Origin of the sequence: Shewanella litorisediminis, assembly GCF_016834455.1 — a bacterium.
In the GTDB taxonomy this organism is placed as follows: Bacteria; Pseudomonadota; Gammaproteobacteria; order Enterobacterales; family Shewanellaceae; genus Shewanella; species Shewanella litorisediminis.
Genome location: NZ_CP069213.1, coordinates 627,882 through 644,881, shown reverse-complemented (window position 1 = coordinate 644,881; position 17,000 = coordinate 627,882). Strand labels below are relative to the sequence as shown.

Genomic DNA, 17,000 nt, shown 5'->3' with positions numbered 1-17,000 from the left:
AGCAAGGCCAATAAAAAAGCGGCCCAAAGGGCCGCCTGAGGCTGGGCACCCAGGTGCCCACTCCGTGCTAAGGAAGATCAGTTGTCTTTCGCAAACTTGGCCGCTTCGGCACCTGCGATACGACCAAAGGTCACGATATCGGAGATGGCGTTACCGCCCAGACGGTTGGCACCGTGCACACCACCAGTCACTTCACCGGCGGCATACATGCCCTTGATGAGCTTGCCTTCTTTGCTTACAACCTCGGCCTTGGTGTCAATCTTCACACCGCCCATGGTGTGGTGCACGGCCGGAGCCACTTCGATGGCATAGTAAGGTGCGCTCGCCAGCTCCCGTGGCATGTCGGCCCGTTCAAACTGCTCGTCTTTGCCGCTCTTCACAAAGCCATTGTAGGTACCTATGGTCTTTTCGAGCTCGGCCGCTGGCATACCTAACTTGTCGGCCAGTTCTTTTACGGTTTTGCCTTCGTTCACAATCTTAAGGTGCACGTAGCCCTCGATTTTGCTCAGGCTCTTACGTACTGAGTCATCAAACAGCAGATATGCACTCTCACCTTTCTGGGCCAAAATCGCAGCAGACGCCTTATCCCGGGTAGTGATTTCGTTCACGAAGCGCTTGCCTTCGCGGTTAACCAGAATAGCACCATTACCGCGCACCGCTTCAGTCACCATCACACCGCCCACAGGGCTGTAAGTTGGGTGCGCCTGAACGTATTCCAGATCCACTGTGTCAGCACCGGCCTGGGTGGCTACATCCAAACCGTCACCTGTGGCACCGGGGTGGTTGGTGGCTTTAAAGCCTTTAAGTTTGGCATCGTACTTGGCAACGCGATCGTTGTTTTTGGCAAAGCCACCGGTGGCAACCACCACAGCATCGGCCTTGATCACGTAATAACCTGTATAGGCACCCTGCACCAGCACACCGGTAACCTGACCGGCGCCGTCTTCCAGAATGCGCACCACACGGCTGTTGAGGCGAATATCAGCTTCACGTGCAACTGCGGCATCCCACAGTGCCTGCGCCACGTGCGCGCCCACACCGGCACCACCGGTTGGGCGGTGGCTGCGGTTAACGCTTGCACCACCCATACGGCCAACGTCATTCATGTCTGCGCCCAGGGCAGTCAGCCAATCAATGGAGTCGGAAGAGTTATTGGCCAGCACTTTTACCAGCTCAGGATTGTTGATATTGCGACCACCTTTCATGGTGTCGTCAATCATGATCTGCTTTTTATCAACAATGCCCAGCTTGGCCTGAGGTTTGGTTTCGGCGGCGTTCATACCACCTGCTGCAAGCTTGGTGTTACCACCCGGTACAGGTTCTTTCTCGAGTACCACGACCTTGGCCCCGGCATCGCGGGCCGATACGGCGGCCGCAAGCCCAGCACCACCCGAACCTATGATGACCACATCGGTGGTTTCACGGGGACCGGCGGCAATGGCCTTATCCTGGGCGGCTTTATCTGCATCCACAGGCACAAACTTGCGCTCCCACTTACCGGCGAAGGGGATCTCATAACCGAAGTTATGGCAAGCATCGCAGTAAGTAACAGACTTTTCGTGGCCTTTGTGGCAGCTGGTACAGGCAATATCGCCAATCAGGTGTGATTTGTGGGGAGAGACAATGCCTTCGCGCTCTCCTTCGGCTACTTCAGTAAGGCTGCCATGGCAACTGACGCATTGGCCGTTTTCAAAGGTCAGGTTGTCGTTGCTGGGTCCTTTGTCGCTTTGGTGACAGCTGTCGCAACCGTTGTCACCGTGGAAATCGGCCAGGTTATCGGCACCCGCCCATGCAGTGCCCGCCATGATCCCGGAGATCAGTGCCGCCAGTACCGTTTTTTTCATCGCTCCCGTGAACATAAGTGTTCCTCCAAAAACTACTTATAAAGAGGTATTTAAATGGCGTGTTTTACGCTTAATTACTCTTAATATTCGGAGCAAAACACTAACCACCGTAAAAATAGTAGCACTATCTAAAGGGGTATTTTTTCGGGTGAGTCACAGTCTTTCCACCAAAAATCCTTTGCAAATTGCTAATTGCCGGTGCAGGCAAGCTTTTCCGTCAATGATTGAAGCCGATCACAGGCGCCACGGTAAAAATGTCGACGGGGCAACACTTTATCAATAAAAAGACATCAGATTTGTTGGTTTATTGCCGCAGAACTCCCACGGTATGCACACAGCTGGTATGCTGCCATTATCAATGTCAGCAGATACAGCAAATGGCCAACAAAGAGCTCTCCGAATCCAGTTTTTGGATCCAGCGTATAGGTAAAACCAGCCTCAGGGCACTGCACTTGCTCGGGGTTTGTGGTGTGGGTGGTGGCGTGCTGTTCCATCTTGCCAAGACCGAGTGGCAAGACTTTTGGCTATTAGCCGTTGTAAGTGGCAGCCTCTTGATGGGCTGGGAAATTCTGCGTGACTGGCGCTGGCTTATCCAACTGAAAGGGGTGCTCACCCTGGCCAAGCTGGGGCTGCTGTGCCTGTTCGTGCCTTTTCCAGAGCATAAAGCTCTGCTGTTTGTGGTCATTTTGCTGCTTTCTGTGCTGGTGTCCCATGGCCCCGCTGGACTCAGGCATTACTCCATCTGGCACAGACGCCGTATAGAAAGCCGCAAGGAAATCAAAGGATGACCCTTGCCCCCTCAGCACTTTTCGATGCATTCCCTCAATGGTTTGCTCCGATGCAACCATTGCGTGTGCTGGATTTGGCCTGTGGTACAGGCCGCAACGGTATGTGGTTTCTGGAGCGTGGACACAGTGTCAGTTTTGTCGATCGGATAACCGCCTCGCTTCCGTCCCAGATACAAGAGAATCCCAGAGCCGACATACAGCAGTTCGACCTTGAGCAAGGAGTCACAGCTTCTCTGGGACAGTTCGACGTGGTTTTGGTATTCAATTACCTGCACCGGCCGCTCTGGCCATGGATTCGGGATTCTGTATTGCCAGGTGGAATACTGGTTTATGAAACCTTCACCGAAGCACAGGCCAGTATCGGCAGACCCAGAAATCCGGCATTCCTGCTGGGCACTAACGAACTCACAGAGCGCTTTACTGACTGGGAGCAACTGTATTATGGTGAGGACACACCCGAGACACCCGGTGGCAGCGGCGCCTATAAAGCCACAATCATCTGCCGCAAACCTCTGGATTGACTATGTTTCCGTACCCGGATCAATACCGAAATGCCATCCCGCCCCTGATGACAGGCTTCATTGTGCTGTGGGCTCTGTTGGGGCGCGCCATCGCAGGGCTGGGTAACCCCATCTTTTATTATCCTTTACTGGCGATGTACCCTCTCATCCTGATTGCCCACGGCTGGCTTATTTGGCATTCCCGGGGAATGCGGCGTCTCGACCAGGGATTTTATGCGCTGGTACACTGCACCCTGGCATTTGTGGTGTGGACCTTTGCCATCATGCACTTAAGAGATGCCGGTCTCTAGCCCAAATAAAAAGCGGCACCAAGAATACTCAAGGTGCCGGCTTTGGCGGAAAGGGAGATTTAGTCGTCCTTTTGGTCGAGCAAACATGATTCCTCGGACGCAAGAACCACATTGATGAACACGTAATAGATTATAAATAATCCACTCAGTGCCCCCACGATATATAGACTGATAGACCACATAAGCTACCTTCTTTTATTTCGCAGGTATTCAATTAACGACATACTTCGCTAATTAAAATAGGGAATAAATCACAACCGGTGTTTGCCAACTTAATTAACGCTCTTGTGTCAATTCGCCGTTGTCATCTACACGATAAATAATGCAATCTGGAAATGGCTCACAAATAGCAAGCTTGGGAGTTTCTTCCTGCTGCTTGTTTTCTACATGCGACATGTAAAATGGCACAGCAAAGACAGTTGAAAGGGCTGCAGCTGATAACATAGTGATATACTTTTTCATGACCAAAACTCTCCACGCCAAAAAAGGGCTTAATGAAACAAGGCTGATAAATGGCTGCAGAATACCGAGAGTCACTTTCCAATCGATAAACGACATGGGGAGACTCACATATCCCACAGTTAATACATTAATTATCAACCGACCCGGCCACGGGGATGCGCCATTGCTTTTTGCGACCAGCGGAATAGCAAATCAAAGCGACTCAGGGTAAGGCGTCTTTGTTGTGCGCAACCGGGCCAGTTGATGGGTTCAACAGTAGGCCCGGGCGTTCAGATTTGGCGACAAGGAAAAGGTTACGAAAAAGTGACTAACAGATATGCCATTGATTTATTTCACAATAAAAATATCCGTATTGGCATTGGCCAGCACGGATAAAAGCACTTGGTTATTGTTTGTCATTGATAATGTGTTCATAGACACATTGGCAATTGGTATCGGATGCGCGTTCTCCCTGGCATGATTGACGTCCAGCTCTATTAGTTTGGTTAATCCTTCCTCACTCTTCAGATACCAGATTCTGCCATCGGCCACATGCCAACCACCGGAAAAAAGTGGGGTTACCTTATCGGTTACTTGCGTCTCCACGCCTTGGGTTAACTTCCATATACCTGAACTGTTCATTTTCGAATAATAAAACTCGCCGGAGACTCTATCGAACTTTCCGGAAAAACCATTTTCTGCCAATAGATTCAGCATCTTTCCAGTATTCATATCCACCAGCTGAATTTGCCGCTTACCGGCCTCTGATGAAAACATAACCAATTCATCTGCACTCATCCCAAATGAAATATTTCTGACAGATGTTCTTCCCGGAATAAAATGAATCTCGGATTTGGCGAGTTCCAAAGTAAAGGCAGCACCATTAATGGTGCCTGCCAATAATTTACCGTTAGGGGAAAAAGTCAACTCGTCTATAAATGAAAACCTGTCGAAATGGGTAAGCTTTATTTCTTCACCATTTATCCGCCTTAGCCATATTTGTGGCAGGCCGGTTCTATTAGACACGAAGGCAGTTAATGCCCCATCGGGACTCATGGCGCCGCGATAATCACGTCGACTGGATGACACCCATGGTTCGGGTTTGGTATTGCCCGGTACTGACCAATGCCACAGCTCCTCCTCCATCAGCTCGCCTACGACGGCAGCCGTTTGGCCCTTGCTGTTAGAGCGGGGTGAGTTGATTTCCTGCAGTATCTTGGTCAGGCGAACACGCTCTCCCGTGTCCAAATCGTAACGGTGCAGCTGCCCTTCTTCGGCGCGATAAATGAGTCCCTTACCATCTTGCGACCAGGCTACGCTCTTCAAGGGGTAGCCCACCTTGAGCACCTGACGCCACTCACCGGTGCTGAAGTTAAACACCATCAACTGGGTATCAAACCAGCTTAAGTTTCTCAGCACCGCCATTTGAGACTTATCCGGAGATAAGCTCAGACCATAATCGCCACGGCCAATGCTGTGGGGACGGCTTAGCTGCTCTTTCTTGAGGGTGTTGAGGTTAACCTGATAGATCTTTTTAAAATCGCCAACGCCATCAGAGTCCACAAAGTACAGCTCCTGCCCTCTTATCGCCAGCGCACTGGATTGGGTCGCTTTATCGCATTCGGAAACGACTTTCGCGTGTCGGGTCAGCAAGTCCAACAGCACGAGTTCACAACGCCCTTTTCCATCGAAATTCAAGTACGCCAGATGGCCGCCATCATCGCTCCAGGCTGGGTGGCGCTGGTTATTTGCGGTGGGGGCGTTGTCTGCCAGCGAAACTTGCCCTGTGGTAAGATCCTGCACCAGAATTCGCCACTCACTGGCACTGAGATCCCGAAAGGCGAATGCCAGCTTGTTGCCATCAGGTGACAACACAGGATCTACCTCCTGCCCTTCAAGTGAAGTTAAAGGCAGTAAAGAAGCAATGCTGTCTTGCACAGGTTCGGACTTCGCCTCGCGGCTTTGACTCACGCTATCCCAGACCACAAATGCCAACAGCGACAGGAGTACACCCGCCATCGCATAGGCCGCCAGAACAAGATAGCTATGCTTTGACTGACCAGTGACCGGCTTATTGTCCGATGTGTTCGGCGAATTCAGCTGCTTACTGCCCTCAGCTTCTATCGCTGCCTCGGGAGCCTTTACATGGTGGGGTTCAGGAAGGAGTGTCGCGACCGGCAGCGTTACAGGTTGACTCTCGAGTGGTTCCACCTCCGCTATCAGCAAATAACCGACCTTGGGGACAGTTTGAATGACTTGCTGGGTACGGGCATCATCGCCCAACGCATTTCTCAGCTGAGCGACAATCCTGTTGATGGCGTTGTCTGACACCTGGCCACCGCGCCACACTTCCTTAATCAGCTCATCCCGAGTGACGGGGCGACCGGCTCGCTCAAGCAGGCACACCAATACCTGCATGACCCGAAATTCGAGTTTGGTGTCGGAACCATTGTTGGTTATTACACACCGCTCAGGGATAACCATGTAGGGGCCGAGGCGGTATTTTTTATTATTAAACATGCTGTTCGCTTTGTTACTCAGTCTTTATTTTTGTGTTATTTAATCAATATCGGCGAAGGAGTGGAAGCAAAGAACCAAGAAAGCCTGCTTTATGCTTGCCGCCCTTTGCCCCCTTGGGTATCTTAAGCGCCCCTAAGGCCGTACCGAGAACCATGATGGACGATTTCAGCTACAATCCACCCACCACCCCCTGGCTGGATATATTGCATCAGGACAAGGACATCATAGTGATCAATAAGCCCAGCGGCTTATTGTCGGTACCCGGCCGGGATCCCATCCACCATGACAGCGCCTGGAGTCGGATTAAGGCCGAACATCCCAATAGCCAGGTGGTTCACCGCCTCGATATGGCGACCTCCGGCGTCATGGTTTATGCCCTGCGAAAGAGTGCTGAGGTTGAGCTCAAACGCCAATTTCGCGACCGCGAAACCCATAAAATTTACTTTGCCCGGGTGGCAGGCCATGTGAAAGCCAATTGCAGCGTTGATTTGCCGCTGATTTGTGATTGGCCCAACAGACCCAAGCAGAAAGTGGACCATGAGATTGGTAAACCCTCCCTCACCCATGTTGAAGTCATCAGCTATGGTAAACGCTCGACTCTGGTAAGGCTGACACCCGTTACCGGCCGCAGTCATCAACTCAGGGTACACATGATGGCCTTGGGGCATGCCATTCTCGGTGACGGCTTTTATGCCGACCCACTGGCGAAGTCACTTGCCGATCGCTTACTGCTTCATGCCGCCAGTTTAAGCTTCACCCATCCTTACAGCGGCGAGGCACTGACCTTCAATGCCGAAGTTCCCTTCGCTGAAGCAACGGCTAACCAGTAAAGCCACCTTTTCACTGGAAAAAAAACACTGAAGCCCGTAAATTATTGTTCAATCATTCGGTAGTTAGAGCAGTTAGCAGTGGATACATCATTTCAGCGCGATCAGTTGGACAATCAGATCCTCGAGGCCCTGATGGCCGATGCCCGCACTCCCTTTGCGGAGTTGGCAAAGCGCTTTGGGGTCAGCGCCGGCACCATCCATGTGCGGGTAGAAAAGATGAAGCAGGCCGGCATCATTACCGGCGCCCAAATCACTGTAAATCCCAAAGCCCTGGGTTACGACGTTTGCTGTTTTATTGGTATCAACCTTAAAAGTGCCGGTGACTACCCTGCCGCCATTTCCAAACTCAACGCGTTGGAAGAAGTGGTAGAGGCCTACTACACCACGGGCAACTACAGCATCTTCGTGAAAGTCATGTGCCAGTCCATCGACAGCCTGCAACATGTGCTGATTAATCGCATCCAGTCCATCGCCGAAATTCAGTCCACTGAGACCCTGATAAGTCTGCAAAACCCCATAGTGCGGGCGGTAAAACCCTGATTGAAATGGCACGATAAAAAAACACCGGACTTAAGTCCGGTGTTTTTTTATCGCCAACCATCTGCTTACAGCTCAAAGACCTTGGTCATCACCTTATAAAGCTCTGTCCCCTGATGCACCGAAGCCGAGGCAAAATGCAGTATGGGGACCCCATCTTCCGGTAGACGCAGCACAGTCAGCTCTTCACCTGTCCCGTAAAGATCCAGTCTTAACAGGTTCACCAGAGGTTCACTGGCCTTCATCGGCACGCCCACCTTGCCAAGGTATTCCACCATGCCCGCCTTGGGAGCATGAAACTTGCGGTAGTTTTTCAGGAAACAGCCATAGCGTTTCATGGGCTTGGGCGGCACAGTTTCGGCTATAACACCGCGATGACTGAGGTAAGCCAGAATACCTTCTGCGTCTTCCAGCGCATCGTCGAGGTCAATACGCTCCTGACTGCCAAGCTCCAGGGTTAACGCCGAGACCTTAACCCCCAGTTCACGACCATGGATGGAGGCCACCTCAGCCAGTGTCCACCAGGGAACAAAAGCCGCTTCATCCATGGCGCCGCCAAAGCTGTTGGGTATGAGCAAGGTGTAGGGGATTGAGAAATACTGAGCAGCACTGCGCTCATATTCCGGGCAATACAGATGTTTACATGACTTGGGGCCGGTATGCAGGTCGAGCACTATGTCGGCCTTGTGGGCCATGGATTGCAGGGTTACCGCAAGCCTGTGCCCTGTGGTCACACCCCAGGGATTATTCAGTCTGCGGGCACACTCTTCGACCAGGGTGGCGCGAAACGCAGTGATAAGCGACCCGTCATCCAGATGGGCGTGCTCCTGATACCAGACCTCAATATTAAACCCATGGTCCAGATACTCGCGGTTCCAGTTCACCCCGGTAATAGGGTCGAAACGGCCAAGGGTAAACTCGCCGCTTTTTTGGTTAATACCCAGTGGGTTTGCCAGCGGCACCAGACTGATATCCCCAAAAAGCTCATAGTGCTCAAGGAGTTTCATCAGCTGATAGATCACCGCATTGCCCTGCACCTCGGCGCCATGGACGTTGGCCTGAATATAGACACTGGGTCCTGCACCCTTGCCTTTAAAGCGATACACAGGCAAAGACAGTGGCTGACCCGCAGCCAGCTCACCCACCCGAACGTCGTGTTTATCGACCCGCATTATGCCTGACCTTCAAACAGATTCTCGTGCAGTGCCTTCACGACCTGTGCCGCTTCACTCTCGGCCACCAGCACGCACAGGTTATGGGGGCTCGCGCCCTGGCAAATCATCCGCACATTATGGTTTTCGAGCACGGTAAACACCTGTCGACAAATCCCCGGCGTGCTGGCGATACGGTTACCGATAATGGCCACCAGCGCGAGGTTGTCCTCAACCCGCACCCGGCAATGTTGGGACAGTTCCTGCAGTAAGGCTTCACTGAGTAAACCGCTGCCAGTGGAGTCCGAGCCGGTTTTATCCAGCGTCAGTGACACGTTTACTTCTGAGGTGGTGATAAGGTCAACCGAGATTTTATGACGTGCCAGGGTTGCAAAGGTCTCAGCCAAAAAACCACGGGCATGGAGCATTTGCAGGCTGTGCAGGTTCAGCAGCGTCTGGTCGCGGCGCACGGCCACGGCGCGGTAAATTGGGGGATTCTCCACCTGATGGCGGATCCAGGTGCCGCCCTTTTCAGGTTCGCGGCTTGAACCTACAAACACCTGAATTTGCTGACGTACGGCCGGCAAAATGGTGGCAGGGTGCAATACCTTGGCACCGAAAGTAGCCATTTCGGCCGCTTCGTTAAAACTGATTTCGGCAATGGGTCTGGCGTTGGGGGCCAAACGGGGATCTGTGGTGTAAATACCCGCCACATCGGTCCAAATCTCTACCGCGTCCGCACGCAGAGCTTCTGCCAACAGCGCAGCGGAATAATCGCTGCCACCACGGCCCAGGGTAGTAGTGCGGCCTTCGGCATCGGCACCGATAAAGCCCTGTGTCACCACTATGTCCCGTTCGAGCAATGGCTGCAGGAAATCCCTGGCCAGCATCGCTATGTCTTCAATCTGCGGCTCGGCGCGGCCGAAGTGGCTGTCGGTTCGCATAACCTGACGCACATCGAAACTGCTGCTCTTGGCACCTTGCTGCCTCAGTACCGCCGAAAACAGCAGCGCGGAACATTGCTCTCCCATGGACAAGAGCTCATCCATGATGGCTTTGCTGCGATTGAGCACCAATGACTCGCTCAAGCTGGCAATGCGCGACAACAGGGCATCGAGGGCGGCTGCCACATCCTGAGGGCGCTCCAGCTTATCGAGGATGGCGTATTGAATTTGGGCAATCTGCTTTAGCAGCTGCAGCCGACGCTCATCGGTGACTGTGGCCTGGGTCAGTTCCACCAGCAGATTGGTCACACCGCTGGATGCACTGACCACCACCAAACGGGTAGCAGGATTGGCCAACACTATGGCGGCGCAGCGTGACATGGCATTGAAATCGGCGACCGAGGTGCCACCGAACTTGGCTACAACCAGAGACATCAGCACACCTCCATCGAGTGGAAGACAGCGACATTCAAGGTAAAACGGGTTTTCATGAGTAATCTCCGAACTGACTTCGTTCGAAGAGCCTGGTGCAAAGATACGGCACCCCAAAAGGAGGGAAAAGCGATCGTCACCAGAAGCTCTCCACCAATTAACAGGTGACAATCGTCAGGATTCAGCCTGAACGACCGACAAAACGCACTCAAGCAAGCGGTTTCGCCTCGGCGCCAATCTCCCTCACAGGCCGTCTTTGGAGTGATTGCTCCTCAAACCTGCTACCTAGTTGGCGCTCCTCTTCTGTGCCTTCCGCGGGGAAGGGACGAAAAAAGTAGCAATAAAGCGGTATTCAAGTCAATGCGAAATTATGCAAGTTGAAAAAATGCTGTGTTCACAGAAACTGGAATCCCAATGATGCCTGACCTTCTGCCCCGTCGGTTGGCACCAACTCAGGCAGCTCATGCACCAGTCTCACCCGGGAGCGGAACGACCCCAATGTCTGCGGTGCGCTGCCCATCCGGCAAGGAAGCAACATCAGCTCGTCCTGCATCACATAGTAGAGCGCATTTTGCCGGTATTTATGGGCCAAACGGATACTGTCCTCTTGCTCCAAAAACACAGCCCAGCTTTTTTCCATGTGGGACAGCTGATCATTGGTGCCAATAAGGGCGCGATAAGGCACGCCCAACGCTTCTATATCCCTTAACAGTTGCCGGTCAAGCAAACGGTTTTGGCAGGCATCCAGAAGTTCACCCAAGGGGTTGTAGGCAGTGATAATGGCAAAGTGTGCGTGTGGAGAAAGGTGTTGAGTCAACAAGAAACTTGCCGACTGATAGATGTTCCAGAGCGTGTGAGAATGATTTTCCATGTCGTGATAATCATGCAAAAGAACCTGAGCTAGTTTAGCAGACTCTGTTACGCTGCCTAGCCTTGTGAGCTGGATCTCATTTCAATAAGCGTATATTCATATATTTTTCAAAAACATAATTAATATTAATGATAATTAATCGGCTGCCACAATGGATTTGTTAACATTTCAATTGTTAACAAATGCCTAAAACGAGTACAATTGACAGCGTTAGCCATCCAAATCATCCAGCCGTTCATTTGATACAGGCTGTTACAGATTTTCCGCTGATGTCAGTAACTTGGCTAAACAACTGTACAAAATGTGATCCATATTCAATTTAACATTTATACTTTGAAAAAAAATAACGACTTGGGAACTTCAGCAAGTTGTTTTTTATCGAAGTGGGTACAGTTCGCACTTTCCCCTGCGGAAAGATTATTGAACTAGTCGTAGAGTGTGCCTCTAAGGCGTTGTCTCTTTACCTCCTCAGGTTATTTGGGTCTTGCCGGAATAAAAAAGCAGGGCCTGGCTGACAGCCAGCCGACACACCCGATTAGCACAGATTTGTTTTAAATTTAGGTACTTGATTATGCAAAATCCGCACATTCTGATCGTAGAAGACGAAGCCGTTACCCGTAATACATTAAGAAGTATTTTTGAGGCCGAGGGATATGTGGTGACTGAGGCCAACGATGGCGCAGAAATGCATAAAGCCTTGCAGGAAAACAAGATCAACCTGGTGGTGATGGATATCAACCTGCCGGGTAAAAACGGTCTGTTGTTGGCGCGCGAACTGCGTGAAATCAACAACATTGGCCTGATCTTCCTGACTGGCCGTGATAACGAAGTGGACAAGATCCTGGGTCTTGAAATTGGCGCGGACGATTATATTACCAAGCCGTTCAACCCACGTGAGCTGACCATTCGTGCCCGTAACCTTCTGACTCGCGTCAATAGCGCTGGCGCCGAAGTCGAAGAAAGAGCCGCGGTCGAGGTTTATCGTTTCAATGACTGGAGCCTGGAAATCAACAGCCGCTCTCTGGTCAGCCCATCCGGTGAGTCTTATAAACTGCCACGCAGCGAATTCCGTGCAATGCTGCACTTCGTTGAAAACCCAGGCAAGATCCTGAGCCGCGCCGATCTTTTGATGAAGATGACCGGCCGTGAACTCAAACCACATGACCGTACCGTAGACGTGACTATCCGTCGTATCCGCAAGCACTTCGAAAGCCAGCCGGACACGCCGGAAATCATTGCCACTATCCACGGTGAAGGCTATCGCTTCTGCGGTAACCTGGACGAGTAAGGGTTAACCCTGAACAAAAAAGCCAATCTTCGGATTGGCTTTTTTATTGGCTGAATTTTATCAAGCGGTCATTGGCTGAAGCGCGACAAGCTTACTCGAGTAGTACCAACAAGCATCAAAAAAAGGCCTGTCATCGACAGGCCTTTTCAGTGGGCTAAACTAAGTGCTTAAGCTGCAGCCAGGTTAACGCTTGAGCTCAGTATCCAGGAAGTCCGCCAGGGTGCGATACAGGTGGGTGCGTACCTTCTCGCCACGCATCGAATGCTTGGAGCCGGGGTAATCCACCATACGGAACAGCTTTCCTTCGTCCTGCAGCGCCTTGTAAACCCGGGTCGAGTTTTCAAACAGCACGTTATCATCGGCCATACCGTGATACATCAAGAGCCCGCCCTGATAACCGCCAACATGGGGAAACACGCTCGCCTTGTCGTAGCCTTCGTTATTGCGTTCCGGATGACCCATGTAGCGCTCGGTGTAATGGGTATCGTAAAGGCGCCAATCTGTTACAGGGGCACCGGAAATGGCCGCTTTAAAGTGACCTGGCGCCTTAAAGAGACTCATCAACGCCATATAACCGCCGTAGCTGTGGCCATAAATCGCCACTTTGTCGCCAGCAACAAAGGGAAGCGTGCGCAGGTAATCCACTCCCGCCATCTGGTCACGCACCTCAGCATCACCAAGATTCTGATAGATCACATACTCGAACTTAGTACCGCGATGGGCCGAGCCGCGGTTATCCAGCTGAAATACCAGATAATCGTTTTGCAGCAAATATTGGGTAAAGTAATCCTGCTCGCTCCAGCTGTTGGTCACCAGCTGAGCATGGGGACCACCGTAAACCCGCACCACCACGGGATATTTTTTGCTGGCATCAAAGTTTACCGGCTTGAACAAACGGTAATGCAGCGCCTGACCATCGTCAGCCTTCAGCGTGCCAAACTCGGGCAGCTGCCACAGGCCAGCAAAGGGATACAGTGGATGGCCGTCCTTCACGGCGTTTTCTTCTACCCAGGCCAGATACTTACCGGCCGCATCATGCAAACTCACCTGCGGCGGTTGCGACAGGCTGTTGAAGTAATCCAAATACACTGGGCTGTTTTCGGCAAATACGGTGCCGTGCATACCGGCCGCAGTTGAGAGCCGTTCAATCTCGCCGCCCTTGAGGCTCACCCGGTACAGATGACGCTCGGTGACCTTGTCCTTGCGACCACTGAAGTAAACAATACCGGCTGTTTCATCAACGTAAGCAATTTCATCTACGGTCCAGTCACCCTTGGTAAGCTGACGTTTCACCTTACCCTTGGCATCGAACAGGTAAATATGGTTGTAACCATCGCGTTCTGAGGCCCAAAGAAAATCGCCGCTCTCTTTTAAAAAGCGCAGGTCGTTATTGAGGTTTACCCAGGCCTTGCTGGTTTCCTTCACCAGCAGCTGACTCTTGCCGGGTTTGTCCACCGCCACTTTACGAAGCTCCAGGGTCTGCTGGTCACGGCTCTGCCATTGGAAGCTGAGCTCAGTGCTGTTTGGCAGCCACTTCACCCGCGGCAGGTAAATGTCTTTCTCTTTGCCAAGGTCTACCCAGTTGGTGTTGCCGCCATCCAGGGTGACAATCCCCAGGGCGATTTCCACGTTGGCCTTACCGGCATAGGGGTAGCGCTGCTCGGTGAGCTTAATGCCATCGGCATAGATTTCATTGCGGGTCACCAGCTCCACCGGCGACTCGTCGATACGGGTAAAGGCGATGCGCGCTTCGTCAGGCGCCCACCAGTAGCCGGTCATGCGGTCCATTTCTTCCTGGGCCACAAACTCAGCCATGCCGTTTTTGATGGCGCCGCCACCGTCCTTGGTCAGCTGAGTAAGCTTATTGCTCGCCAATTCATACACATAGAGGTTTTGCTCCTTAATAAAGGAGACATACTTGCCCTTGGGTGACAGCTTGGCGTCGGTGGCAAAGCCTTCGCCGGTGGCGAGCAGGCGCACATCGCCGCTATTGGGTGTGAAGTAATACAGCTGCCCAGCGGCCGGGATCAGCAGCGCCTCACCGTCTTTGGCCCAGAAGTATTCCATAATGCCCTGGCCATAAATGCGCTGACGCTCGCGGCGAGCCTTTTCTTCATCGGAAAGCTCGCCACCTGCCAGTTTGTCGGCATCCAGCAGCAGGCTTACCTTGCCGCTCGCCACGTCCATCTGCCAGAGATCGTAAAAGTGCTGATTGTCGGCGCGGCCCTTCAAAAAGGTAACCTTGCTGCCATCGGGAGACAGGGCCAGACCACGTGGGCTACTGCCCGCCAGCGCCGGGGATGCATACATGCGTTCGATTGCCAGAGGCTCAGTGCCTGCGCCCGGGAAGGCCGGCGCCGCCTGAATGGAGACGGCCACGCCCGCCAGCATCAATGAAGCCACGATTTTTTTAATCATTGTTTGTTCCATGTGTGGTTCGTGAGGTGTGTATTTCTAAACAGCTGTCGGCTGTTTAGGGAAGGTGCGAACAAGTCGTCGCACAGCTCTGGCTTTGATAGCAGCGACAGTTCAAGGCATTCAACTGAGGGCATGCCGAGGCCTGCTGAAGTTGAATAACGCCGAAATGGTGTTGCTATCAAAGCCCCGCAGGGCATGACTTACAGAGGTATCTGCTGCGTTACAGTTCTTGCGAAGGACTAGGGCCATTCGCTGCGAACTGTGCCTTGCATCTATCCACTCTAAGCACACGCAGAGCAAGCACGGGACTTATTCGCACCTTCCTTAGATAAGCCAACCATTCTGCCCGAAAACTTTGTCCCTGCCAAAGTAATAGCCAATGGCAAAGGCCACTGAAAATGTCACCAATCTCGGGTATCATTAGCGCCAGAATTATTCCAAAGACCTCCCCAAATTTGTCTAACCAGAAGGACACAAGATGCAGACCCTGTCCCAATCCCTCGAACAAAGCGCTATCAGTAAGGAACTCGCCAGCCTGCTAACCGTGTTGGCAAACACCTCCAAAGACATCAGCCAGGCCGTGCGCCGTGGCGCCCTTGCCGGCGTGCTGGGCGTGGCCGGCACCGAAAACGTGCAGGGTGAAGATCAGAAAAAGCTCGACGTTATCACCAACGACATGCTGAAAGACGCACTGGCTGCCCAGGGCTCGGTGAAGGCGCTGGCCTCTGAAGAAGAAGATGAGATAGTGCCACTGGCCCAGGACGGTCAGTTTCTGGTGTGCTTCGACCCACTGGACGGTTCATCCAACATCGACATCAATTCCCTGGTGGGCACCATTTTCTCGGTCCTGCCAGCACCAAGCGGTGAGGTGAGAGAGCAAAGCTTCCTGCAATCCGGTCGCAAGCAGCTGGCGGCAGGTTACGTGCTCTACGGCCCATCCACCATGTTGGCACTGACCACAGGTCAGGGCGTGCAGCTCTTTACCCTCGACCCGGTAAGTGGAGACTATCTGCTGACCGTAGACGGCGTACAAATAAGTAAAGACACCGGCGAGTTCGCCATCAATATGTCCAACCAGCGCTTCTGGGAGCCGGGCATGCAGGCCTACATTGCCGATTTGCTCAAGGGCAAAGAAGGACCACGTGGCAAGAACTTCAACATGCGCTGGATTGCAGCCATGGTGGGCGATGTGCACCGGGTGCTGTGCCGCGGTGGCCTGTTCACCTACCCCACAGACACCAAGGATCCCAAAAAGCCATTCAAGCTGCGCCTGATGTACGAAGCCAACCCTATGGCGTTTTTGGTTGAACAGGCGGGCGGCAAAGCCAGCACCGGCTATGAGACCATTCTGGACATAACACCAAGCGAAATTCACCAACGTGTGGCGGTAATTTTGGGCTCGGCCAACGAGGTGGACGTCTGTCTGGGTTACCACGCCGGGGCATGAGGCTTAGCCTTTAGTCCGATGGCGGCGGCCTTTGATTGGCAAGCCGCCAAATCGCGCTATAATACGCGCCAACCGATTTTCTGAAATCTGATTTCAATACCGTTAAAGGATATGAAAATGAGCTTGAATGCAGTGCCAGCGGGCAAATCCCTGCCAGATGATATCTATGTAATCATCGAGATCCCACAGAACCACGATCCTATCAAGTACGAAGTGGACAAGGACAGCGGCGCCCTGTTTGTTGACCGCATCATGACTGCTCCTATGTTCTATCCTTGCAACTACGGTTATGTGAACCAGACTCTGAGCCTGGACGGTGACCCCGTTGACGTGCTGGTACCTACCCAGTACCCACTGCAGCCTGGCAGCGTGATCCGTTGTCGCCCTGTTGGCGTGCTGAAAATGACCGACGAGTCAGGTGAAGACGCCAAAGTGGTTGCTGTTCCGCACGAGAAAGTGTCCAAAGAATACGGCCACATTCAGGACGTGAACGACCTGCCAGCCCTGCTGAAGGCCCAGATTAAGCAGTTCTTCGAACACTACAAGGATCTGGAAACCGGCAAGTGGGTGAAGGTTGAGAGCTGGGAAGACGCCGCCGCTGCCCGCGAAGAAATCCTCACCAGCGCCGAGCGCTACAACAAGCAAGCCTAATCTGCCTGTTTGTGAAAAAGCCGACCC

15 protein-coding genes and 1 riboswitch are annotated in these 17,000 nt (G+C 52.6%); of the genes, 8 read left to right on the top strand and 7 right to left on the bottom strand.

All coding sequences use genetic code 11. The features are described 5' to 3' along the window. Positions 1 to 77: 77 nt before the first annotated feature. On the bottom strand, positions 78 to 1,859 hold the full coding sequence (gene fccA, locus JQC75_RS02835) for a fumarate reductase flavoprotein subunit FccA (RefSeq protein WP_203325993.1): 1,782 nt from the start codon (positions 1,857 to 1,859) through the stop codon (positions 78 to 80). 362 nt (positions 1,860 to 2,221) lie between these two features. Here fccA and JQC75_RS02830 point away from each other — a divergent pair, with 362 nt between their 5' ends. The 3 genes from JQC75_RS02830 to JQC75_RS02820 are packed head-to-tail and all read left to right on the top strand — an operon-like array spanning position 2,222 to position 3,443. Next, positions 2,222 to 2,632: a hypothetical protein gene (locus JQC75_RS02830; protein ID WP_203325992.1), complete on the top strand. Its 411-nt coding sequence runs from the start codon at positions 2,222 to 2,224 to the stop codon at positions 2,630 to 2,632. A 50-nt stretch (positions 2,633 to 2,682) separates the two neighbouring features. Then, positions 2,683 to 3,153 (top strand): class I SAM-dependent methyltransferase, encoded by a 471-nt coding sequence (locus tag JQC75_RS02825; protein ID WP_239002069.1) that lies wholly within the window; start codon positions 2,683 to 2,685, stop codon positions 3,151 to 3,153. Between the two features lie 2 nt (positions 3,154 to 3,155). Continuing rightward, on the top strand, positions 3,156 to 3,443 hold the full coding sequence (locus JQC75_RS02820) for a hypothetical protein (RefSeq protein WP_203325990.1): 288 nt from the start codon (positions 3,156 to 3,158) through the stop codon (positions 3,441 to 3,443). A 276-nt stretch (positions 3,444 to 3,719) separates the two neighbouring features. Here JQC75_RS02820 and JQC75_RS02815 read toward each other — a convergent pair whose 3' ends face one another. Both JQC75_RS02815 and JQC75_RS02810 read right to left on the bottom strand, forming a co-directional pair. Continuing rightward, positions 3,720 to 4,001, bottom strand: coding sequence for a hypothetical protein (locus JQC75_RS02815; RefSeq protein ID WP_203325989.1), 282 nt, complete (start codon positions 3,999 to 4,001; stop codon positions 3,720 to 3,722). A 231-nt stretch (positions 4,002 to 4,232) separates the two neighbouring features. Continuing rightward, positions 4,233 to 6,302, bottom strand: a complete 2,070-nt coding sequence (locus JQC75_RS02810; RefSeq protein WP_239002129.1) for a winged helix-turn-helix domain-containing protein — start codon at positions 6,300 to 6,302, stop codon at positions 4,233 to 4,235. A gap of 257 nt (positions 6,303 to 6,559) precedes the next feature. Between JQC75_RS02810 and rluA the strand changes: the two genes are divergently transcribed. Both rluA and asnC read left to right on the top strand, forming a co-directional pair. After that, on the top strand, positions 6,560 to 7,234 hold the full coding sequence (gene rluA, locus JQC75_RS02805) for a bifunctional tRNA pseudouridine(32) synthase/23S rRNA pseudouridine(746) synthase RluA (RefSeq protein ID WP_203327101.1): 675 nt from the start codon (positions 6,560 to 6,562) through the stop codon (positions 7,232 to 7,234). Between the two features lie 78 nt (positions 7,235 to 7,312). Further along, positions 7,313 to 7,774, top strand: coding sequence for a transcriptional regulator AsnC (gene asnC / locus JQC75_RS02800; protein ID WP_011758723.1), 462 nt, complete (start codon positions 7,313 to 7,315; stop codon positions 7,772 to 7,774). A gap of 65 nt (positions 7,775 to 7,839) precedes the next feature. On the opposite strand, the gene JQC75_RS02795 is transcribed toward asnC, so the two are convergent. The 3 genes from JQC75_RS02795 to JQC75_RS02785 all read right to left on the bottom strand — a co-directional run bounded on the left by JQC75_RS02795 (position 7,840) and on the right by JQC75_RS02785 (position 11,169). Then, the gene (locus JQC75_RS02795; RefSeq protein WP_203325987.1) at positions 7,840 to 8,943 is read right to left on the bottom strand and encodes a succinylglutamate desuccinylase/aspartoacylase family protein; all 1,104 of its coding nucleotides are present in this window, start codon (positions 8,941 to 8,943) and stop codon (positions 7,840 to 7,842) included. Next, on the bottom strand, positions 8,943 to 10,301 hold the full coding sequence (gene lysC / locus JQC75_RS02790) for a lysine-sensitive aspartokinase 3 (protein WP_203325986.1): 1,359 nt from the start codon (positions 10,299 to 10,301) through the stop codon (positions 8,943 to 8,945). The genes JQC75_RS02795 and lysC overlap by 1 nt, the downstream gene beginning before the upstream one ends. A gap of 132 nt (positions 10,302 to 10,433) precedes the next feature. Then, a riboswitch (Lysine riboswitch) is annotated at positions 10,434 to 10,609 on the bottom strand. 83 nt (positions 10,610 to 10,692) lie between these two features. Next, positions 10,693 to 11,169 (bottom strand): DUF3293 domain-containing protein, encoded by a 477-nt coding sequence (locus JQC75_RS02785; RefSeq protein WP_203325985.1) that lies wholly within the window; start codon positions 11,167 to 11,169, stop codon positions 10,693 to 10,695. Between the two features lie 571 nt (positions 11,170 to 11,740). Here JQC75_RS02785 and arcA point away from each other — a divergent pair. Then, positions 11,741 to 12,457, top strand: a complete 717-nt coding sequence (arcA, locus tag JQC75_RS02780) for a two-component system response regulator ArcA (RefSeq protein ID WP_203325984.1) — start codon at positions 11,741 to 11,743, stop codon at positions 12,455 to 12,457. A gap of 183 nt (positions 12,458 to 12,640) precedes the next feature. Here the strand turns inward: arcA and JQC75_RS02775 are convergent, their stop codons facing one another. Beyond that, positions 12,641 to 14,848, bottom strand: coding sequence for a S9 family peptidase (locus JQC75_RS02775; RefSeq protein ID WP_239002128.1), 2,208 nt, complete (start codon positions 14,846 to 14,848; stop codon positions 12,641 to 12,643). 505 nt (positions 14,849 to 15,353) lie between these two features. On the opposite strand from JQC75_RS02775, the gene JQC75_RS02770 reads away from it, so the two are divergent. Next, on the top strand, positions 15,354 to 16,322 hold the full coding sequence (locus JQC75_RS02770) for a class 1 fructose-bisphosphatase (RefSeq protein ID WP_203325982.1): 969 nt from the start codon (positions 15,354 to 15,356) through the stop codon (positions 16,320 to 16,322). A 117-nt stretch (positions 16,323 to 16,439) separates the two neighbouring features. After that, the gene (gene ppa / locus JQC75_RS02765) at positions 16,440 to 16,973 is read left to right on the top strand and encodes an inorganic diphosphatase (protein ID WP_203325981.1); all 534 of its coding nucleotides are present in this window, start codon (positions 16,440 to 16,442) and stop codon (positions 16,971 to 16,973) included. Positions 16,974 to 17,000: the final 27 nt, after the last annotated feature.

What these genes read in the sequence shown, in the direction of transcription:
- fccA (WP_203325993.1), bottom strand. Translation starts at nt 1,859, where the DNA reads ATGTTCACGGGAGCGATGAAAAAAACGGTACTGGCGGCACTGATCTCC.
- JQC75_RS02830 (WP_203325992.1), top strand. Translation starts at nt 2,222, where the DNA reads ATGGCCAACAAAGAGCTCTCCGAATCCAGTTTTTGGATCCAGCGTATA.
- JQC75_RS02825 (WP_239002069.1), top strand. Translation starts at nt 2,683, where the DNA reads ATGCAACCATTGCGTGTGCTGGATTTGGCCTGTGGTACAGGCCGCAAC.
- JQC75_RS02820 (WP_203325990.1), top strand. Translation starts at nt 3,156, where the DNA reads ATGTTTCCGTACCCGGATCAATACCGAAATGCCATCCCGCCCCTGATG.
- JQC75_RS02815 (WP_203325989.1), bottom strand. Translation starts at nt 4,001, where the DNA reads ATGTCGTTTATCGATTGGAAAGTGACTCTCGGTATTCTGCAGCCATTT.
- JQC75_RS02810 (WP_239002129.1), bottom strand. Translation starts at nt 6,302, where the DNA reads ATGCAGGTATTGGTGTGCCTGCTTGAGCGAGCCGGTCGCCCCGTCACT.
- rluA (WP_203327101.1), top strand. Translation starts at nt 6,560, where the DNA reads ATGGACGATTTCAGCTACAATCCACCCACCACCCCCTGGCTGGATATA.
- JQC75_RS02795 (WP_203325987.1), bottom strand. Translation starts at nt 8,943, where the DNA reads ATGCGGGTCGATAAACACGACGTTCGGGTGGGTGAGCTGGCTGCGGGT.
- lysC (WP_203325986.1), bottom strand. Translation starts at nt 10,301, where the DNA reads ATGTCTCTGGTTGTAGCCAAGTTCGGTGGCACCTCGGTCGCCGATTTC.
- JQC75_RS02785 (WP_203325985.1), bottom strand. Translation starts at nt 11,169, where the DNA reads ATGGAAAATCATTCTCACACGCTCTGGAACATCTATCAGTCGGCAAGT.
- arcA (WP_203325984.1), top strand. Translation starts at nt 11,741, where the DNA reads ATGCAAAATCCGCACATTCTGATCGTAGAAGACGAAGCCGTTACCCGT.
- JQC75_RS02775 (WP_239002128.1), bottom strand. Translation starts at nt 14,848, where the DNA reads ATGCTGGCGGGCGTGGCCGTCTCCATTCAGGCGGCGCCGGCCTTCCCG.
- JQC75_RS02770 (WP_203325982.1), top strand. Translation starts at nt 15,354, where the DNA reads ATGCAGACCCTGTCCCAATCCCTCGAACAAAGCGCTATCAGTAAGGAA.
- ppa (WP_203325981.1), top strand. Translation starts at nt 16,440, where the DNA reads ATGAGCTTGAATGCAGTGCCAGCGGGCAAATCCCTGCCAGATGATATC.